Below are 18559 nucleotides of genomic sequence, written 5' to 3'. Positions count from 1 at the left end.
TTTGCATAAAAATATCAATGTGATTTACCCTGACAATTTCGAGGTTAAAACCGGATTTCAGCAGATCCGGATTATGCTGCAACGCTATTGCCTGAACAGAAAAGGTGCCGCAATGGCTATGCAGACATCATTTACGGATGATTTTAACACCATCGGCCGCTTGACCGGGACAGCTGCCGAAATGGTCTATCTGCTCCGGTTTACCGGCAACTTTCCGGCCCAGGACTATTACGACCTTTCGGATGCACTTGTGCAGATCAGGGTACCCGGCACTTTCTGTGAGCCGGAAACCCTCTCAGAGCTTCGCCTTTCGCTGATTGCCATAACTGAAATCGTCCGTTATCTGAACAGGCTTGATGCCGCAGACTTTCCTTACCTGAAATCATTGACTCCAGAAGCAATCCCTGACCAGTCAATCATTAATAAAATCGAATCCATCATTGATGACAAATCAGAAATACGGGATAAAGCAAGTGAGAAGCTATTCAGCATCAGAAAGGAGATCCGCAGCCGTATTTCGGGAGTCGACCGAAGGATCAACCAGATTCTGGCTGCGGCCAGGCGCGAAGGCATTGCCCAGGATGACACCGAGCTGACCATTCGGAACGGCAGGCTGGTGATACCGCTGCCGGCTTCAAACAAACGGAAGCTCAACGGCTATGTGCACGATACATCCGCAACAGGGCATACGGTTTTCGTAGAACCTGCGGAAGTCTTTGAAATCAATAATGAAATCCAGAACCTCAGGGTGGAGGAAAAACAGGAGATCGCCCGCATACTTGTTGATCTGGCAGACTTTCTCAGACCTTTTATCAATGACCTTTTGCAATATTACAGTTTTCTGGGCGAAATGGATTTTATCCGCGCCAAGGCGCTACTGGCCATTGAAATCGGCGCCGTAAGGCCTGAACTGATAAACGAGCCCATGATCCGATGGCGCAAAGCAGTTCACCCGCTGCTGATGATCGCCCTCAAACAGCAGGGAAGGAAAATTGTAGAACAAGACATAGAACTTTCGGGAGCGCAGAGAATCATGGTAATCAGCGGCCCGAATGCAGGCGGTAAATCGGTCTGCCTTAAAACTGCCGGCCTTTTGCAGTATATGCTTCAGTGCGGTTTGCTTATTCCCGTAAGCGATGATTCCAAAGCCGGCATTTTCAGTAAGATATTCCTTGAAATCGGCGATGAACAATCTCTTGAAAATGACCTGAGTACATATAGCTCCCATTTAATCCACATCCGCAATTTCATCGAAAATTCTGACAGAAGGTCCCTGATACTGATCGATGAATTCGGAGCAGGAACTGAACCTCAGCTCGGTGGGGCCATGGCCGAAGCCAGTCTCGAAAAACTAAATGAAAACGGTTGTTTCGGGATTATCACCACCCACTATACAAATCTGAAACTGATGGCCGATAAATTTCCCGGCGTCTTCAACGCTGCCATGCTTTTTGACACTCAGGCCATGCAGCCACTCTTTAAACTCAGCCCCGGTAAACCCGGCAGTTCCTTTGCCTTTGAAATTGCCAGAAAAATAGGCTTTCCTGAAAAAGTTCTGGTGAATGCCACATCCAAAATCAGTCAAAGTCAACTGGACTTTGAGAAGCAACTTGCTCAGCTGGAAGTTGATAAAAAGTTCATTGAACAAAAAACAGCAGAGTTGAAGGTTGCCGATGAAACGCTCTCAGCATTGGTAAGCCGGTATGAAATACTGCTTAAAAACCTTGAATCACAGCGCAATGAAATGCTGAAGGGAGCCAGAATCAAAGCACAGCAGTTGCTCGAACAGTCGAACCGCATCATTGAAAATACCATTCGCCAGATTAAAGAAAGCAAAGCCGACAAGGAAAAAACCCGCGTATTACGCGAAAAACTTGAAAAAGCAAAAACAGATCTGATCAGCGATGAAGCCAGCTTTATTACCGAATCAGAAACATATACAATTGCTGCGCAAAATAAAGAGCCCGGGACCAAGCAGGAAGGTAAACCCGGCGGGCCATTGAAAAAGGGCAGTTTCGTCAAAATTGAGGGACAGGAAACAGTCGGAAAAATCGAGGAAATCCGGGGCAGGCAGGCAAGTGTACTTTTCGGCTCGGTAAAACTCAGAACCAGCCTCGAAAAGCTCGTGCCGGCCACCTATGCTGAAATACGCACCTGGGAAGCCGGTCAGCGATTCAGCAAACCGCCAGTCAGTGTGATCCATCAATTGAATGACAAAATGGCCGACTTTAAAATGTCCATTGATATCCGCGGGAAAAAGGCCGATGAAGCCCAGGAGGCCATTGCCCGTTACATCGATCAGGCTATTCTGCTGAGGGTTAATGAAGTACGCATATTACACGGCAAAGGTGACGGTGTATTGCGGAATATCCTGCACGCTTACCTGCGCGACACACCCGAAGTTGTGAAATTTGAGGATGAAAGCCTGGAACGTGGAGGCCATGGCGTTACATTGGTATACTTCAGATAAATGGCTATTGCTGAACTTCCGGTTGGCATCATTGTTGATATGCAGGTAACTAATTATATAAATGTAAATTATGTCAGACTCACAAAACAACAACGATACTTTTACAAAACTAAAAAACCGGCTTACCTCCCGGAACATACAGAAGAATATTGCCGGGCTTATCCTTGGTGCCCTCGGCGGATTCTTATATTACCGCCTTGTTGGTTGTAATTCAGGCGGATGCGCCATCACATCCAATCCATATATAAGCATTTTATGGGGGGCAGCCATGGGGTACCTGCTGGCGGATATTTTTAAAATCAGGGAAAAAACAAAAGCGGAAGACCCCGCTGAAAAGAATTCCTGAAGGATTACTTTTTCCTGCTTTTCTCCGAAATCAGTTTATAGGAGATCATAATCCATTCCCTGAGCAGGCCATCGGAAACCGATCCGTCGATATCCACGGTATTCCAATGTTGTTTGTTCATATGATAACCCGGCCTCACAGCAGGATAATGCTCACGCAACTCAAGGGCCAGTTCAGGGTCACATTTCAGGTTAACCGATAACGGGCCTTCAAGGTCCGTCAATGCAAACATCCTTCCATTTACTTTAAAAACCAGGGTGGTCTCATCAAAGGGAAAGTGCTCGGTTACCCCGGGCAGTGAGAGGCAGAAGTCACGGAGTTCTTCAATATTCATAGGTAAGTGAAAAAGACAAAAGTATAAAGAACAATGGTAAGCCCCAAATGATTTACACAGACATTGAACAGCTGTCATGTTCATAACAGGTCAAATCCGGAATTCTCAGGCCGGAATGAGCCATATTGTTGTACCCGGTCAAATTTTTTCAATCGTTTGCACCAATAACTATTAATTTTATCTTCCGGCTTTTATCAGGCTCTTTACCAATTCATTAACCACTCCGACCATCCCAGTTTCCAGTTATTTATCCACAACGTTGGTCAGAATTTAAATTATATGTTACCTTTGTGTGCTTTGCCGGTATCTCAGACCGGAATCAGGGATAAACAGAACATTATCTAAATCTTCGGATATGTCATTAACCAAAAAAACATCTGACCTCAAAAAGAGGATGCGTGATGCATTGATGGGAGGTGGCCAGGTAGCTATTGAGAAGCAGAAAGCAACGGGAAAAATGACCGCCCGTGAGCGAATCATTGCGCTGGTTGACCCCAAATCATTTCACGAGTATGACCTGTTTGTGGAGCATGCAGGTAAGGACTTCAACATGGGCGACAAATATCTGCCCGGTGACGGAGTTATTACCGGAACGGGCACTATAAACGGTTACCCTGTATGCATTTACGCGCAGGACTTTACTGTTGCCGGAGGATCGCTTGGCTATATGCATGCCAAGAAGATTACCAAAATCATGGATCATGCCATGAAACTGAAAGTGCCCATCATCGGGATCAACGACTCCGGTGGTGCCCGTATTCAGGAGGGCGTGAACTCGCTGGCCGGATACGGAGAGATATTCTACCGCAATACCCAGGCCTCGGGTGTAATCCCGCAGATCAGTGTTATACTCGGTCCCTGTGCCGGAGGCGCCGTATATTCGCCGGCACTCACCGACTTCGTTTTCGTTGTTGACAAGATTTCAAAGATGTTTATCACCGGCCCCGAGGTTATCAAAACCGTACTGGGCGAAGAAATCTCAATGGAAGAACTGGGAGGGGCCCGCGTTCAGAGCGAAATTACCGGAAATGCTCATTTCTTTGCAGAAAGCGAGCAGGAATGCTTCGACCAGATCAAAACCCTTTGCAGTTTTATCCCCTGGAACAACATTAAAAAGGCGGAAGCTTTCCCGAAAAAACCTCCCCGCTCCAGGAGCTACAATATTGATAAAATTTTCCCGACAAACCCGCGGCAGCCATACGATGTAAAGGATATTATCCGGTCAATCGTGGATGATTCGGAATTCTTTGAGGTACAAAGTATGTTCGCAGCCAACATCGTGATCGGTTTTGCCCGCCTCAACGGCCATACTGCAGGATTTGTCGCCAATCAGCCACTGGTGCTCGCCGGCGTGCTTGACGTGGATTCCTCGGATAAGGCCGCACGTTTTATCCGTTACTGCGACGCTTTCAACATTCCGCTGGTAACCCTGGTTGACCTGCCGGGCTATCTTCCTGGCGTTGATCAGGAACATGCAGGTGTTATCAGGCACGGCGCTAAAGTATTGTATGCTTACTCTGAAGCTACTGTACCCAAAATGACGGTGATTCTTCGCAAAGCATACGGAGGCGGTTATATCGCCATGTGTTCCAGCCATCTGAAGGCTGACTTTGTCTTTGCCTGGCCAACCGCCGAGATCGCTGTAATGGGCCCTGAAGGCGCCGCCAATATCATCTTCCGCAATGAGATCAAGAATGCCGAAAATCCGGAAGAGATGCGTAAACTCAAAATCAAGGAGTATAAGGAGAAATTTGCCAACCCTTATGTGGCTGCTGCATACGGTTATGTTGACGCGGTGGTTGAACCCGCCGAAACCCGCAACATGCTGATTCACGCCCTCGAAATCTCTGCAGAGAAAATTGAAGTTCGTCCGAATAAAAAACATGGAATTCCACCATTTTAATCCAGCACATTATGGAAGGAAACAGTAGTCAGGCATTTAAAACCATCATAATCGACAACATCAAGTACAAAACCACGCTTACTAAAAAATTCATGGCGCGGAAAACGTACGAACCTGTCGATTACAATAAGGTGTATTCCTTTATCCCCGGCACCATCCGCAAAGTATTCGTTAAGGAAGGTGACAGGGTAAAGCAGGGAACTAATCTACTCGAACTGGAAGCCATGAAAATGGTTAATAATATCGCCGCCCCCATCGATGGAGTGGTTGCCAGGATCAATGTGAAAACAGGGGATCTGGTGGCCAAAAACTTCCTTCTGATTGAACTTAATTAAAGAAACCCTGCCAAATTTATAACGGGACAGCGTTGACTGTCCCGTTTTAATTTATGCCTCCCGGCAACCTACCTGCCCCGGGCCTGAAAAATGCAGAACTATTCCTTCCGCTCTGTTTCAAGAAAAGCCGCGTAGGCTTCATTTCCTTTACTGATAAGGCTTAGCAGTTCACCCCGGCCTTCACCTGTTTCAGCCGAAGTAATAACGGTGGAAGGAAGTTCCTCCCAGGTTTCTGAAAGTTTTGCTTTAAAGTCGGCAACATTTGAAGCAAGCTGATTGGCCGTAAGCTTGTCAGCCTTGGTAAAAACAACAGAAAAAGGAAGTTGCTCCTGACCAAACCAGTTTATAAACTCAATATCTGCCTTTTTAGGCTCAATACGCGCATCAACAAGAATAAAGGTATTGACCAGATTGGGCCTTTTCAGAAAATATTTTCTTATCATCAATTCCCACTTTTCGCGCTCCTTCTTCGAAATTCTTGCATAACCGTATCCGGGGAGGTCAACCAGGTACCACTCGGCATTGATAATAAAGTGGTTGATCAATCTGGTTTTCCCGGGTGTTGCCGAAGTACGGGCAAGGTTTTTTCGCTCAAGCAGCATATTGATCAGCGAGGACTTACCCACATTTGACCGGCCGATAAAGGCATATTCCGGCTTTACCGGCTCAGGACACTTTGCCGGGTCTGAATTGCTGACATGAAACTCTGCTGTGCGAATGATCATCCCTATTTTTCAGTAATGGTCAGGTGGCGCTCAATTTTAATCTCATAAATATCGTTGATAGTAACGATAATACCCGACTCCTCGACCTCCCCGAACTCATCATTGATGGCCGTCCCGAAATACTTCATGGTTGAGGAGAGATTCATATATGCATTTACCAGCGGAGGAATATTTTCGCCCAATCCCCTCACCTGCTGTATCAGCATTTTATAATCCTTATCATACACATCAAAGGGGAATGCCTGTTCCAGTTCAGTCACATCCGTTTCGATCTTCAGGGGATGAACAGGATAAACCAGCCGGTCGCGGTCTCCAAAGTACTTATTCATAAACCAAAGGATCAGATCACGGCCCTTCCGGTTGAAATCAGGATACATGGTAATTTTACCGAAAAAGTATTTTGCATCCGGATAAATCAGCACCAGCGCACCGAGTCCGTCCCAGATATTGTCGAGAGAATACATCCCTTTGCGGATGTTGTTGGTAGGCTGGTAGGCCGGTTGTACAAAGGACCTGCCCAATTCAATGGTATGAGGCAGATAGTTCTCGACAAACTCTTTGGAATAGTGAAAAAGTTTAAAGGTAGGTGTGTGGTATTCCCCATCTTCACCTTTTGTAAGGAATTTGCAGTGGAGATACCTGTAACCACCCACAATCTCCTTATCGACCGGATTCCAGACAATTAACTGTTCAAAAGGATTTTCGCAGGTATCATAATAATCAAGGTCACAGGACAGCCCTGTCCCTCCACCGGCATCACGAAAGGTAATTTCGCGCAACCGCCCGATCTCACGGGTAACGTTGGGTGCATTGAAATGATTGACGATATATATCTGGTTATTCCCTGAATTGGTTTTCCGTATCATTCTTTCGGCAGTCAATTCAGCTTCAAGCAACTCCCGGTCAACCGGCGGTATAATCTGTTCCATCTTCATGGTTAGCAATTTAGAACAATCCTGTGTTTAGATTTTGAATGTGGCCGAAGGATCATCCTTCAGTTTATAGATATACTCCCTGAGCAGCGCTGCCCATTTCCCGTCCCTGAAACGCTTATCAAAAATAGCTATGGGGACCGGTTCGCCAAAAGTAATGACAATATCTTTATCTTTTTGCCTGTACATCTCATCAACAAGATAAAGCATTTCAATATTGGCTTTCAGGCCCAGAAATTTTCTAACATTGGCCAGATTATAAAAAAAATCAGAATTTCTTCCGCTGATATGCACCGGCAGGATGTCGCGGTTGAATTTTTTTGCTTTACTCAAAAAGGTCTTCTTCCACTCCAGGTCAATAATCTCACCCTTTATTTTCCGTGAACACAAGCCGGCAGGAAAATAAAGAATAGTCCTGTCGGAGGCGAAGGCTTCATCATACAGCTCGATATTTTCAGCATTTGACCCATGCTTGTTTATAGGAATAAACAATTGTTTAAGATTGGGAAGATGCATAAGGAAATCGTTCACGGGTGCCACGATATCAGGCCTGACTTTACCAACTGCATACATCAGTGCCATTCCGTCAAGACCACCCAGCGGATGATTTGAGGCAACCACAATGCGTTCGGATTTCAGGAGATTCTGTTCGCCCCTGATAACTATGTTCGCGCCAAAATCCCGGAGTATGGATTCAAGAAACGGCTGACCTACCTTGTCCTTGTGATCATTCAGGCTTTTATTCAGCTCATCCTGATGAATAACGCGTTTCAGATAGCTGATGATAAATTTCGGCAATATTTTAAGCAAGCGGGGGTTTTTACCCGCAATAACCCGCTCCAGATTAATAAAACCTGGCTCTGAATTTTTATCTACCCGATCCGGAAACTCCGTCATATCGAAAAAATTTCTTCTTAAAAATTTATACAAATTTATGAAAATCGGCCTTACCCGGTAATCCCTTACCCCTCAAAATACTGCATTTAAGTTTCCGGAGGGTAGACCCTTGGTAAGCCTACCCTTAATTATTGATATTCAAATATTTAGGAAGTTCTAATTCCCGAAACAGGCAGGGGTAGTCAAAAAGTTATCAACAATGGTGGTAAAAAGTGGTAAAAAGTGGTAAAAGCATACTATATTTACCCCACAAAATGATAAAATCTATCATGGTAGAAATCATTGGAGTACATGACTGTAAAGTTGACGCCAAGGGGAGGCTGATGTTGCCTGCTGCCCTTAAGGCGCAGCTTGACGCCGTTATTGCCGATGGTTTTATCCTGAAGCGGAGCATTTTTCAGCCCTGTCTTGAATTGTATCCAAAATCCGAATGGAACAGGGCAGTGAAAGGGGTGAATAAACTGAACCGTTTCGTGAAGAAGAACAATGATTTTATCAGGGTTTTCATGGCAGGGGTAAGGGAAATAGAGCCTGACAACACCGGGAGGCTGCTGATTCCGAAAGACCTTGCCGTATTTGCATCAATCAGCAGGGATATCGTTCTGGCTTCGGCCCTGAACATGATTGAAATCTGGGACAAAGAAAAGTATGAAGCATCCATCAGCGAGAGTCTCATTGACTTTTCGCAACTGGCCGAGGATGTAATGGGGCAGATAAACGAAACCGAGGATTAGCTTATGTATCACAATCCGGTGATGTTGAAAGAATGCATTGATGGCCTGGCCATTGATCCGGCAGGCACCTATGTGGATCTCACATTCGGTGGCGGTGGTCATTCACGGGCTATTCTCAGCAGGCTCAGCACCGGCAGGCTGATCGCTTTTGACCAGGATGCAGATGCAGTTTCCAATGCCCCGGATGATCCCAGATTTACGCTGATTAATCAGAATTTCAGATACCTGGTTAATTTTCTTCGCCTTTACAAGGCTGTTCCTGTTGACGGCATACTCGCCGACCTGGGCATTTCTTCTTACCAGATCGATCAGGCAGAAAGGGGCTTTTCTACCCGTTTCGACGCGGAACTGGACCTGAGGATGGACCGGAAATCCGGATTGACTGCCCGGCAGGTGATCAATCAGTATACCACCGATGAGCTTATAAGGATATTCCGCCATTACGGCGAATTGCCAAATGCCTACCGTATTGCGATGAGAATTGCTGATGCACGGGGGGCCGGGGAAATTGTAACAACAACACAGCTAAAAGACGTCCTGCAGCCCCTGGCTGAAAGGGGAAGGGAAAACAAGTTCTTTGCCAGGGTCTTCCAGGCATTGCGCATTGAAGTAAACGCCGAACTGGATGTCCTGAAGGAAATGCTGATTCAAACCACGAAAGTGCTGAAACCGGGTGGACGGCTGGTGGTTCTGACCTATCATTCATTGGAAGACAGGCCGGTAAAGAATTTCATGAAAACCGGGAATTTCGAAGGCATCGAAAACAAAGACTTCTTCGGTAACCTTATAGCGCCTTTCCGCCCTGTCAACAGAAAGCCGATTGTTGCCGGAGAGGAAGAACTGGCCGCCAATAATCGTGCACGCAGTGCCAAACTAAGAGTGGCAGAAAGGAGCAACGATGAGTAGCGTCAGGAATACACTCAAGCCCAAACAGGTTGAAAAACCGGCCCGCAAAAGACGACTGAAAGCATTCACCACGCTTAACCGCAAAATGCATGTGGGAAGTTCACTGCACAGCATCGTTGACGGGAGTTTTCTCACGCGGGATAACCTTGTGAAACAGGTCCCTTTTATCCTGTTTCTCACCCTGATCGCAATATTCTATATAGCCAATTCTTACAATGCCGAGAAAACAATCATTGACATATCACGGACTAAAAGGGAGTTGCAGGAGCTTCGCTACGAATACATTACAACCAAATCGAACCTGATGTTCCACAGCAAACAGTCGGAAGTTGCTTCCAAGTTGAAGAACAGCGGACTGAAAGAGTCATTGGAACCGCCTGTAAAAATTTATCAATCAGAGAAATAGAGGATGGATAACAATAAGCGGGAAATATTAAAGAAGGTTTATCTGGTCTATTTTGTTATGGTCGCTGTTGGCCTGGCGATTATCGGCAAGGCGGCCTATATTCAATTTGTTGAAGGAGATAAATGGCGCGAAAAGGCGGAAAAAGAAACCATCCGTTATGATAAAATCGAGGCCAACAGGGGGAATATTCTGGCTTCCGACGGCAGTCTGCTTGCAGCTTCGGTTCCTGTATTTGAGTTACGCATCGATGCAGGCAACACCCATTATAATGATGAGTTTTTCTTCGAAAATGTTGATTCATTGGCCTGGCATCTTTCCAATCATTTCAGGGACAGAAGCAAACAGGAATACAAGCAATTGCTTGTAAAAGGCAGAAAGAACAACAACAGGTACCTGCTGCTGAAAAGAAATGTGACCTACGATGACCTGAAGAAAGTAAGGAAATTCCCGGTTTTCCGCCTGGGAAAATACAGGGGAGGACTGATTGCCGAAGCCAAAAACAAGCGGGAACTTCCGTTCAGGTGGCTGGCCTTCCGCACTATCGGGTGGGATAAAGAAGGAGAGAAAAATGACATCGGTCTTGAAGGTGCTTACAGCAATATTCTTGAAGGCGAAAAAGGGCAAAGGCTTGTACAACTGATCGGTAAAGGAGTCTGGCGCCCGCTGAACGATGAAAACGAAATTGAACCCCGTGACGGACACGACATCGTTACCACCATCGATATCAATATACAGGATGTTGCCGAAGATGCACTGATGCGTCAGCTCATTGCAAATGAAGCAGACCATGGCTCGGTGGTACTCATGGAAGTTGCCACCGGCAATATCCTTGCCATTGCCAACCTGGGTAAAAACAGCAAAGGAGAATACGAGGAAAAATACAATTATGCCATAGGAGAAAGTTCAGAGCCGGGGTCAACTTTCAAACTGGCCTCACTCATCGCGGCACTGGACGAAGGCCTGCTCAGCCTGAATGACACCGTTGATACCGAAGGCGGGACTGTCAGATTTGCCAACAGAATCATGCGGGACTCCCATCATGGAGGCTATGGAAGGATCAGCGTAAGACGTGCATTTGAGCTTTCCTCCAATGTCGGCATTTCAAAAGTCATCCACAAAGCTTATAAAGACAAGCCCCAGCAGTTTATTGACAAACTCTATTCCATGCGCCTGAACCTTCCGCTTGGGCTGGAGATTGCCGGAGAGGGTAAGCCATCCATCAAGAGTACGGAACACAGATACTGGTCGAAGGTTTCATTGCCATGGATGTCAATCGGATATGAAGTTGCCATTACTCCTTTGCAGACCCTGGCCTTTTACAACGCGATTGCCAACAACGGCGTGATGGTTAAGCCGCGTTTCGTAAAAGAAATCAGGCTGGCCGGTGAAACCATCCAAACATTCGGGCCTGAAGTCCTTTCACCATCCATTGTGAAAAATCCTGAAACCATTGCACTTGCAAAATCAATGATGGAGGGGGTTGTAGAAACAGGAACAGCCACACACCTGAAAAATCCCATATATAAAATAGCCGGCAAAACCGGAACTGCCCAGATTGCACAAAACAATGCCGGGTATAACAAATCGAACTACAAAGCCTCCTTCGTGGGCTATTTTCCGGCTGATGCGCCCAGGTATTCAATGATTGTGGTCATCAACAATCCGCAGAAGGGTATCTATTACGGCGGCTCAATTGCAGGTCCGGTATTCCGTGAGGTTGCGGATAAGGTATACGCCACCCGCCTTGACCCCGTAATAAAAAGAACGGATTCTATTCCCGCAACTTTCCCCCTTCTCGCTTCAGGCAAAGGGAATGAACTGGAAATGCTGATGAAAGAGATGAACATAGCTTTTCCGGCAGGGAATCAAAGCGAATGGATTACCTATTCAGGTCAGGACTCAGCTCACAAGGTGATATCCATAGAGTCAGCCTCAGACAAAACCCCGGATGTTAGCGGTATGGGAGCCAGAGATGCTGTTTTTCTGCTCGAATCAGCAGGGATTAAAGTGAAAATAAGCGGAAAGGGGAAAGTGAAACGGCAGTCGCTGCCCCCCGGATCAAGGATTACCGCCGGAAGCCAATGTGTTATTGAACTCGGATAAACTGATAGCAGTGAAAACGCTGAAGGAAATATTGTACAAATGCAGGATCCGGAGAATAAACGGCAGCCTTGAAGTTGTTGTTGATGAAATCATCTTCGATTCACGGAAAGCTGCAAGCGGGAAAGTATTTGTAGCCACCAGAGGCACCCTGACCGATGGACATAATTTTATTGATGAGGTAATTAAGGCAGGTGTAAAAGCGGTGATTTGCGAGCGCATGCCTGAAAATATCAGGGAAGACATTACTTACGCTGAAGTTGAGAACAGTGCTGAGGCACTTGCAATGATGGCTTCCAACTTTTATGACAATCCTTCGGCAGAGATCCGGCTTACCGGAATAACCGGTACCAATGGAAAAACTACGACCGCCACACTGCTGTATCAGCTTTTTGAAAACCTGGGATATAAAACCGGCCTGATCTCAACGGTAAGAAATAAAATTCATGAGCGGGAGATCCGGGCAACACATACAACACCCGATGCAGTAGCCCTTAACGCGCTTCTCAGGGCCATGGCAGATGAAGGCTGCGAATACTGCTTTATGGAAGTAAGCTCACATGCAGTAGTTCAACAACGTATTACCGGCCTTACCTTTGCCGGAGGTGTTTTCACAAACCTTACGCATGATCACCTGGATTTCCATAAGACTTTCGATGCCTATCTGAAAGCCAAAAAGACATTTTTTGATAATCTCCCCGCTGAATCTTTTGCCGTTGTGAACATTGATGACCGCAACGGTCCGGTGATGGTGCAGAATACACGCGCCCGGGTAAAAACAGCCGCCATCAAGCGTCAGGCTGATTTCCATTGCCGGATTCTGGAAAACCATTTCGACGGGCTTCAGCTCAATATAAATGGTCACGAAGTCTGGTGCCGGCTGGTCGGAAACTTCAACGCCTACAATCTTCTGAATATTTACGCAACCGCTGTAATGCTGGGCGCTGACGAGGAGGCCTGTCTTACAGCATTAAGTAAACTGAAGGCTGTAGACGGCCGGTTTGAATACATAAAATCACCATCAGGCATGGTGGGTATTGTGGATTACGCGCACACCCCCGATGCCCTGCTGAATGTGATCAGCACCATTAACGCCATCCGCGAAGGAAAAGGAAAACTGATTACAGTGGTTGGAGCAGGAGGTGACCGAGACAGGTCAAAAAGACCGGTCATGGCTTCTATAGCGACAGAAAACAGCGATTTAACCATTCTTACATCTGACAATCCCCGGACCGAGAACCCTGAAGACATACTGAACGATATGCGCTCCGGTGTGTCTCCCGAAAGGAAGAGACATTGCCTGGTAATCAGTGACCGTCGCGAAGCCATCCGCACCGCATGCACCATGGCGACCAAGGAAGATATTATCCTGATTGCAGGAAAAGGGCATGAGACCTATCAGGAGGTCATGGGCGTGAAACATCATTTTGATGACAGGGAAGAATTGCGTGAATGCTTTGGAATTCCAAGAAAAGAGGATTAATTACCAAACCGGCAGAATATGTTATACTATCTGTTTGACTATCTGGACAAGACCTTCGATTTCCCGGGAGCCGGAATGTTTCAATACATCTCCTTCCGGGCTGCTTTGGCGGTAATTACCTCGCTCACCATATCGTTGCTCTTCGGAAAATCACTGATTAATTATCTTAAAAAGAAACTGGTAGGCGAAATTGTCAGGGATCTTGGCCTGGAAGGCCAAAAACAAAAACAAGGCACTCCTACCATGGGTGGATTGATCATTCTCAGTGCGATTGTAATCCCAACGCTGCTCTTTGCCAAACTCAACAACATTTATATTATTCTCATCCTGATCACCACTGTATGGCTGGGTTTTATCGGTTTTCTTGATGATTACATAAAAGTTTTCAGAAAGGACAAAAAAGGACTTGCAGGCAAATTTAAGATTCTGGGCCAGGTTATCATCGGTCTGATCGTTGGTTTTACGCTCTACTTCCATGATGATGTGGTAATCCGTGAAAAAATCATGCAGACAAGCTCCCGCTCAGCCTCTGAACTCAGCGAATTTGAAAAGGTAGACGACCATGATCAGCGATTTTCACGGTCCAGTGTTAAATCAACCAAGACGACCATACCATTTTTCAAGAATAATGAATTCGATTACGCGCTCATCCTGAAGCCATTAGGCGAAAAGGCCATGAAGCATGCCTGGATTGTATTTGTACCCATTGTAATCCTGATTATTGCAGCGGTTTCGAATGGCGCCAACCTGACCGACGGGATCGATGGTCTGGCTACCGGCACTTCAGCGATCATCGGGGCAACCCTGGGTATACTGGCATGGGTATCAGGCAACTTTGTATTTGCCGATTACCTGAACATCATGTACCTGCCCGACACCGGAGAGCTGACCATTTTTGTCAGTGCCTTTGTCGGGGCGTGTACCGGATTCTTATGGTACAACACTTATCCGGCTCAGGTCTTTATGGGTGATACCGGCTCTCTTTCACTGGGAGGTGTCATCGCGGTACTGGCGATCATGATCAGGAAAGAATTACTGATTCCCATTCTCTGCGGAATTTTTCTTGCCGAAAATCTTTCAGTGGTCCTGCAGGTGAGTTATTTCAAAAGAACAAAACGGAAGTACGGTGAAGGAAGGCGCATATTCAGGATGTCGCCGCTTCATCATCACTACCAGATGCTGGGTTATGCCGAGCCTAAGATCGTGATGCGCTTTTTCATTGTTGGCATTATGCTGGCAATTTTCACCATAGTAACTCTTAAAATCAGATAATTTATGTATTCCAACCCCAAAACAGTCATTCTCGGAGCCGGCGAAAGCGGGACCGGAGCTGCTTTGCTCGCCAGGAGCAGGGGATTGGAAGTATTTGTTTCAGATCAGTCACCCATTAATGAAAAATACAGAAATGAACTGATCCAAAACGGGATTCCGTTTGAAGAAGGGGGGCACAGCGCAAACCTGCTCGAAAACACTACGGAGATCATTAAAAGTCCGGGCATTCCCGATAGTGCACCGCTGGTGAAGTCAGCCATTGATAAAGGCATTCGTGTCATTTCCGAAATCGAATTTGCCAGCCGCTACACCAATGCCTCCAAAATATGCATAACGGGGAGCAATGGCAAAACGACCACTACCAGCCTGCTGTGGCATATGATGCATACGGCAGGATTGAATGCAGGACTTGCCGGAAATATAGGCAACAGCTTCGCCCGTCAGGTAGCTGGTCAGGATTACGATGTATACGCGTTGGAACTGAGTAGTTTTCAGCTGGACGGAATGAGCCGTTTCCGCGCTGACACGGCCATACTGCTGAACATCACCCCTGACCACCTTGACCGGTACGAACATGACCTGATGAAATATGCTGCTTCAAAAATGCGCATCATCAGGAATCAGACAGCTGATAACGCCTTCATCTGGTGCAGTGACGATGAAGTATCGTCGAAAATGATCAAAAACACGCCGCTGAATCAGCAGGTATTCCGCATCAGCCTTCATGACCAGGGGCATGAGGGCGCATTCATAGAAGACAATAAAATAATATTCAACATAAAAGGGGAAACGTTCAGTATGACAATCGAAGAACTGGCTTTGCAAGGCAAGCACAATATCTACAATTCCATGGCAGCAGGCGTTGCAGCCAAACTGGTCGGCATCAGAAAAGAGACCATCAGGCAATGCCTGTCAGATTTCCAGCATGTTGAACACCGTCTGGAACATGTGGCCAATATCCATGGCATTGAATTTATCAATGATTCCAAGGCAACCAATATCAACTCGGCATGGTGGGCGCTCGAAAGCCAGAACAAACCCGTGATTTGGATAGCCGGAGGCATAGATAAAGGGAATGACTACACCAAGCTCTATGATGTTGTGAAGTCAAGGGTAAAAGCCCTGATTTGCCTTGGTGTAGATAACAGGCCCCTGGTTGAAGCATTCAAAGACATCATTCCTGTAATTACGGAAACCAGGTCGGCGGCCGATGCGGTAAATGCTGCCTATTACCTGGCACAGAAGGATGATGTGGTTTTGCTTGCCCCCGCCTGCGCCAGTTTTGACCTTTTCGAAAATTACGAGGACCGCGGCCGGCAGTTCAAGGCAGCAGTGCACGCCTTGTAAGCAATTGATCTTAGAAACCCATTGAACAAAACACATCCCGAATAAAAACGGCAATCATAAACAGAGTTCAACCGCATGAATGTTAAGCAAAACGGATGAAAACAATCCTGAATAATATAAAAGGCGATAAGGTAATCTGGGCGGTGGTTTTTCTGCTCTCAATTTTCTCGGTGCTGGCGGTGTACAGCTCTACAGGAACGCTTGCCTTCCGCTATCAGTCAGGCAACACTGAATATTATCTGATCAAGCATCTCGGGATTCTGCTGCTCGGTTTTGTCCTTATGTACCTGGCCCATCAGGTGAAATACAAATACTACGCGCGTATTTCACAGCTTGCCATATATATATCTGTACCCCTCCTCGCCTACACGCTGATGTTCGGCACCAATGTGAATGAAGCCAGCCGCTGGTACACGCTGCCACTGATCAATCTGACTTTTCAGCCATCCGATTTTGCCAAGCTGGCGCTGATCATCTTTGTCGCCCGCTTGCTGGCTAAAAAACAGGAAAACATTGAAGATTTCAAAAAAGGTTTTATTGCCATCCTGCTGCCGGTGTTGCTAATAACACTGCTGATTTTGCCGGCAAATCTCTCTACAGCCGCGATGATTTTCATCACCTGCCTGGTGCTGATGTTTATAGGGCGGGTCAGGCTGCGCTATATCCTTGCCCTGGTAGGTATAGGTCTTGTAAGTATGACCCTGTTGATTGTTATTGTTATCAATGTTCCTCAACTCGGCAAGCGCGTTGGCACCTGGCAAAACAGGATAGAAAACTTCAGAAGCGGGGACAGCGACGGGAATTATCAGGTGGAACAGGCGAAAATAGCCATCGCCAATGGCAGACTGACCGGCAGAATGCCCGGCAATTCAACACAAAAGAACTTCCTGCCACATCCATACTCCGACTTCATCTTTGCCATAATTATTGAAGAGTATGGTCTGATCGGCGGAATACTGGTCGTGCTGCTTTACCTGGTGCTGCTCTTCAGGGCTATTAAAATTGTAATCAGGAGTCCGCGCAATTTTGCCGCTTTTCTCACCTTTGGCGTTGCATTCAGTCTGGTGTTTCAGGCGATGATTAACATGATGGTGGCAGTTAACCTGATACCGGTCACCGGTCAGACACTCCCGCTAATCAGTATGGGCGGTACTTCCATCTGGTTTACCAGTATTTCTATCGGAATTATTCTAAGCGTAAGCCGGGAAATTGAAGAAGAACAAAAAGAAGTTAAACAACAAAATCAAGCTGAACATGCCGTTGCCTGAGAAAAGGATTATCATCAGCGGTGGAGGGACGGGCGGACACATCTTCCCGGCTATTGCCATTGCTGATGCATTGAAAAATCTGGAACCGGGAATCAACATCCTGTTTACAGGGGCAAAAGGACGGATGGAAATGGAAAAGGTTCCGGCGGCCGGCTATCCGATTGAAGCCTTATGGATCAGCGGTCTTCAGCGGAAACTCACCTGGAAAAACCTGTTATTCCCGGTGAAAGTGATACATAGCAGTATTAAGGCGCGGTCCATTATTAAAAAATTCAGACCAGATGCCGTTGTCGGTGTGGGCGGATATGCCAGCGGACCGACCGTGAAAGCTGCTGCAGCATTAGGAATCCCGACCATTTTGCAGGAACAGAATTCCTATCCCGGAATTACCAATAAAATGCTGGCGCGCAAGGCAAAGAAAATCTGCGTGGCTTACTCCGGAATGGAAAAATACTTCCCGGCATCCAAGCTTGTGCTGACCGGGAATCCGGTGCGGGCTGAAATTGTACATGCCAATGCCAAAAAAGAGGAAGCCCTTGAATTTTTCGGACTGGACAGAAATAAGCCAACCATCCTCGCTGTCGGAGGCAGTCTGGGCGCATTTACCATAAACCAGAGCATCCATCAGGGCCTGAAAGAAATCGCCGATTCCGGCATCCAGCTGATCTGGCAAACAGGAAAATATTATGCTGATCAGGCTTCGGCGGCTGTTTTGCCGTTCGAAAACTCAGGCATCCGGCAGTACACTTTTATAGCACGCATGGATCTTGCCTATGCCGCCGCCGACCTTGTAATATCGCGGGCGGGAGCCATCGCCATATCGGAGCTCTGTGTCACCGGCAAGCCCGGCATCCTCGTTCCTTCACCCAATGTAGCCGAGGACCACCAGACAAAAAACGCGATGGCCCTGGTATCTGCTGATGCCGCTATTATGGTAAAGGACAGTGAATGCGCCCGGGAGCTGGTGAAGACCACCATCGAACTTGCCGGTAACAATGAAAGGAAGATGCAATTATCTGCAAACATATTGACTATGGGAAAAAGTAAAGCTGCCGCTGAGATCGCAGAAATTATACTAAGTTGTATCATCAAATAAATAGC

At 46.7% G+C, this 18559-nt stretch carries 17 protein-coding genes; 13 read left to right on the top strand and 4 right to left on the bottom strand.

From position 1 onward, the window contains the following. Position 1: 1 nt before the first annotated feature. Complete coding sequence (locus tag TBC1_RS03105) at positions 2-2470, top strand: endonuclease MutS2 (RefSeq protein ID WP_062038380.1); 2469 nt, start codon at positions 2-4, stop codon at positions 2468-2470. 70 nt (positions 2471-2540) lie between these two features. Next, entirely contained in the window at positions 2541-2816 is a 276-nt protein-coding gene (locus tag TBC1_RS03100) for a DUF6132 family protein (protein ID WP_394330750.1), read from the top strand. Positions 2817-2820: 4 nt separating this feature from the next. On the opposite strand, the gene TBC1_RS03095 is transcribed toward TBC1_RS03100, so the two are convergent. Then, a complete protein-coding gene (locus TBC1_RS03095) occupies positions 2821-3150 on the bottom strand; it encodes an MmcQ/YjbR family DNA-binding protein (RefSeq protein ID WP_062038377.1) in 330 nt (109 codons plus the stop codon). Positions 3151-3505: 355 nt separating this feature from the next. On the opposite strand from TBC1_RS03095, the gene TBC1_RS03090 reads away from it, so the two are divergent. Both TBC1_RS03090 and TBC1_RS03085 read left to right on the top strand, forming a co-directional pair. Further along, positions 3506-5053, top strand: a complete 1548-nt coding sequence (locus TBC1_RS03090) for an acyl-CoA carboxylase subunit beta (RefSeq protein ID WP_062038375.1) — start codon at positions 3506-3508, stop codon at positions 5051-5053. Positions 5054-5064: 11 nt separating this feature from the next. Next, a complete protein-coding gene (locus tag TBC1_RS03085) occupies positions 5065-5388 on the top strand; it encodes an acetyl-CoA carboxylase biotin carboxyl carrier protein subunit (RefSeq protein ID WP_062038372.1) in 324 nt (107 codons plus the stop codon). 98 nt (positions 5389-5486) lie between these two features. Here TBC1_RS03085 and yihA read toward each other — a convergent pair whose 3' ends face one another. From yihA to TBC1_RS03070, 3 genes are read right to left on the bottom strand one after another with little or no spacing between them, the layout of a single operon-like run. Then, positions 5487-6113, bottom strand: coding sequence for a ribosome biogenesis GTP-binding protein YihA/YsxC (yihA, locus tag TBC1_RS03080; RefSeq protein ID WP_062038369.1), 627 nt, complete (start codon positions 6111-6113; stop codon positions 5487-5489). Between the two features lie 2 nt (positions 6114-6115). Continuing rightward, positions 6116-7042 (bottom strand): GNAT family N-acetyltransferase, encoded by a 927-nt coding sequence (locus tag TBC1_RS03075; RefSeq protein WP_062042698.1) that lies wholly within the window; start codon positions 7040-7042, stop codon positions 6116-6118. Between the two features lie 33 nt (positions 7043-7075). Continuing rightward, positions 7076-7942 (bottom strand): 1-acyl-sn-glycerol-3-phosphate acyltransferase, encoded by an 867-nt coding sequence (locus tag TBC1_RS03070; protein WP_062038365.1) that lies wholly within the window; start codon positions 7940-7942, stop codon positions 7076-7078. Positions 7943-8211: 269 nt separating this feature from the next. On the opposite strand from TBC1_RS03070, the gene TBC1_RS03065 reads away from it, so the two are divergent. From TBC1_RS03065 to murG, 9 genes are all read left to right on the top strand, one after another. Further along, a complete protein-coding gene (locus tag TBC1_RS03065) occupies positions 8212-8676 on the top strand; it encodes a division/cell wall cluster transcriptional repressor MraZ (protein WP_062042695.1) in 465 nt (154 codons plus the stop codon). A gap of 3 nt (positions 8677-8679) precedes the next feature. After that, entirely contained in the window at positions 8680-9582 is a 903-nt protein-coding gene (gene rsmH / locus TBC1_RS03060) for a 16S rRNA (cytosine(1402)-N(4))-methyltransferase RsmH (RefSeq protein ID WP_062038362.1), read from the top strand. Next, positions 9575-9988, top strand: a complete 414-nt coding sequence (locus TBC1_RS03055; RefSeq protein WP_062038359.1) for an FtsL-like putative cell division protein — start codon at positions 9575-9577, stop codon at positions 9986-9988. Before rsmH ends, TBC1_RS03055 begins: the two co-directional genes overlap by 8 nt. A 3-nt stretch (positions 9989-9991) precedes the next feature. Beyond that, positions 9992-12091 carry a penicillin-binding protein gene (locus TBC1_RS03050; protein WP_062038355.1) on the top strand — a complete coding sequence of 700 codons (2100 nt, stop codon included), beginning with the start codon at positions 9992-9994 and terminating at the stop codon, positions 12089-12091. A gap of 10 nt (positions 12092-12101) precedes the next feature. Further along, complete coding sequence (locus TBC1_RS03045) at positions 12102-13571, top strand: UDP-N-acetylmuramoyl-L-alanyl-D-glutamate--2,6-diaminopimelate ligase (RefSeq protein ID WP_062042692.1); 1470 nt, start codon at positions 12102-12104, stop codon at positions 13569-13571. An 18-nt stretch (positions 13572-13589) separates the two neighbouring features. Continuing rightward, positions 13590-14843 (top strand): phospho-N-acetylmuramoyl-pentapeptide-transferase, encoded by a 1254-nt coding sequence (gene mraY / locus TBC1_RS03040; RefSeq protein WP_062038351.1) that lies wholly within the window; start codon positions 13590-13592, stop codon positions 14841-14843. A 3-nt stretch (positions 14844-14846) separates the two neighbouring features. Next, entirely contained in the window at positions 14847-16190 is a 1344-nt protein-coding gene (gene murD, locus TBC1_RS03035) for a UDP-N-acetylmuramoyl-L-alanine--D-glutamate ligase (RefSeq protein ID WP_062038348.1), read from the top strand. 95 nt (positions 16191-16285) lie between these two features. Beyond that, the gene (locus TBC1_RS03030; protein WP_062038346.1) at positions 16286-17458 is read left to right on the top strand and encodes an FtsW/RodA/SpoVE family cell cycle protein; all 1173 of its coding nucleotides are present in this window, start codon (positions 16286-16288) and stop codon (positions 17456-17458) included. Continuing rightward, positions 17451-18554, top strand: a complete 1104-nt coding sequence (gene murG / locus TBC1_RS03025) for an undecaprenyldiphospho-muramoylpentapeptide beta-N-acetylglucosaminyltransferase (protein WP_201781670.1) — start codon at positions 17451-17453, stop codon at positions 18552-18554. Before TBC1_RS03030 ends, murG begins: the two co-directional genes overlap by 8 nt. Positions 18555-18559: the final 5 nt, after the last annotated feature.

Origin of the sequence: Lentimicrobium saccharophilum (genome assembly GCF_001192835.1) — a bacterium.
Classification (GTDB): Bacteria; Bacteroidota; Bacteroidia; order Bacteroidales; family Lentimicrobiaceae; genus Lentimicrobium; species Lentimicrobium saccharophilum.
This window is presented reverse-complemented; position numbering and strand designations above follow the sequence as displayed.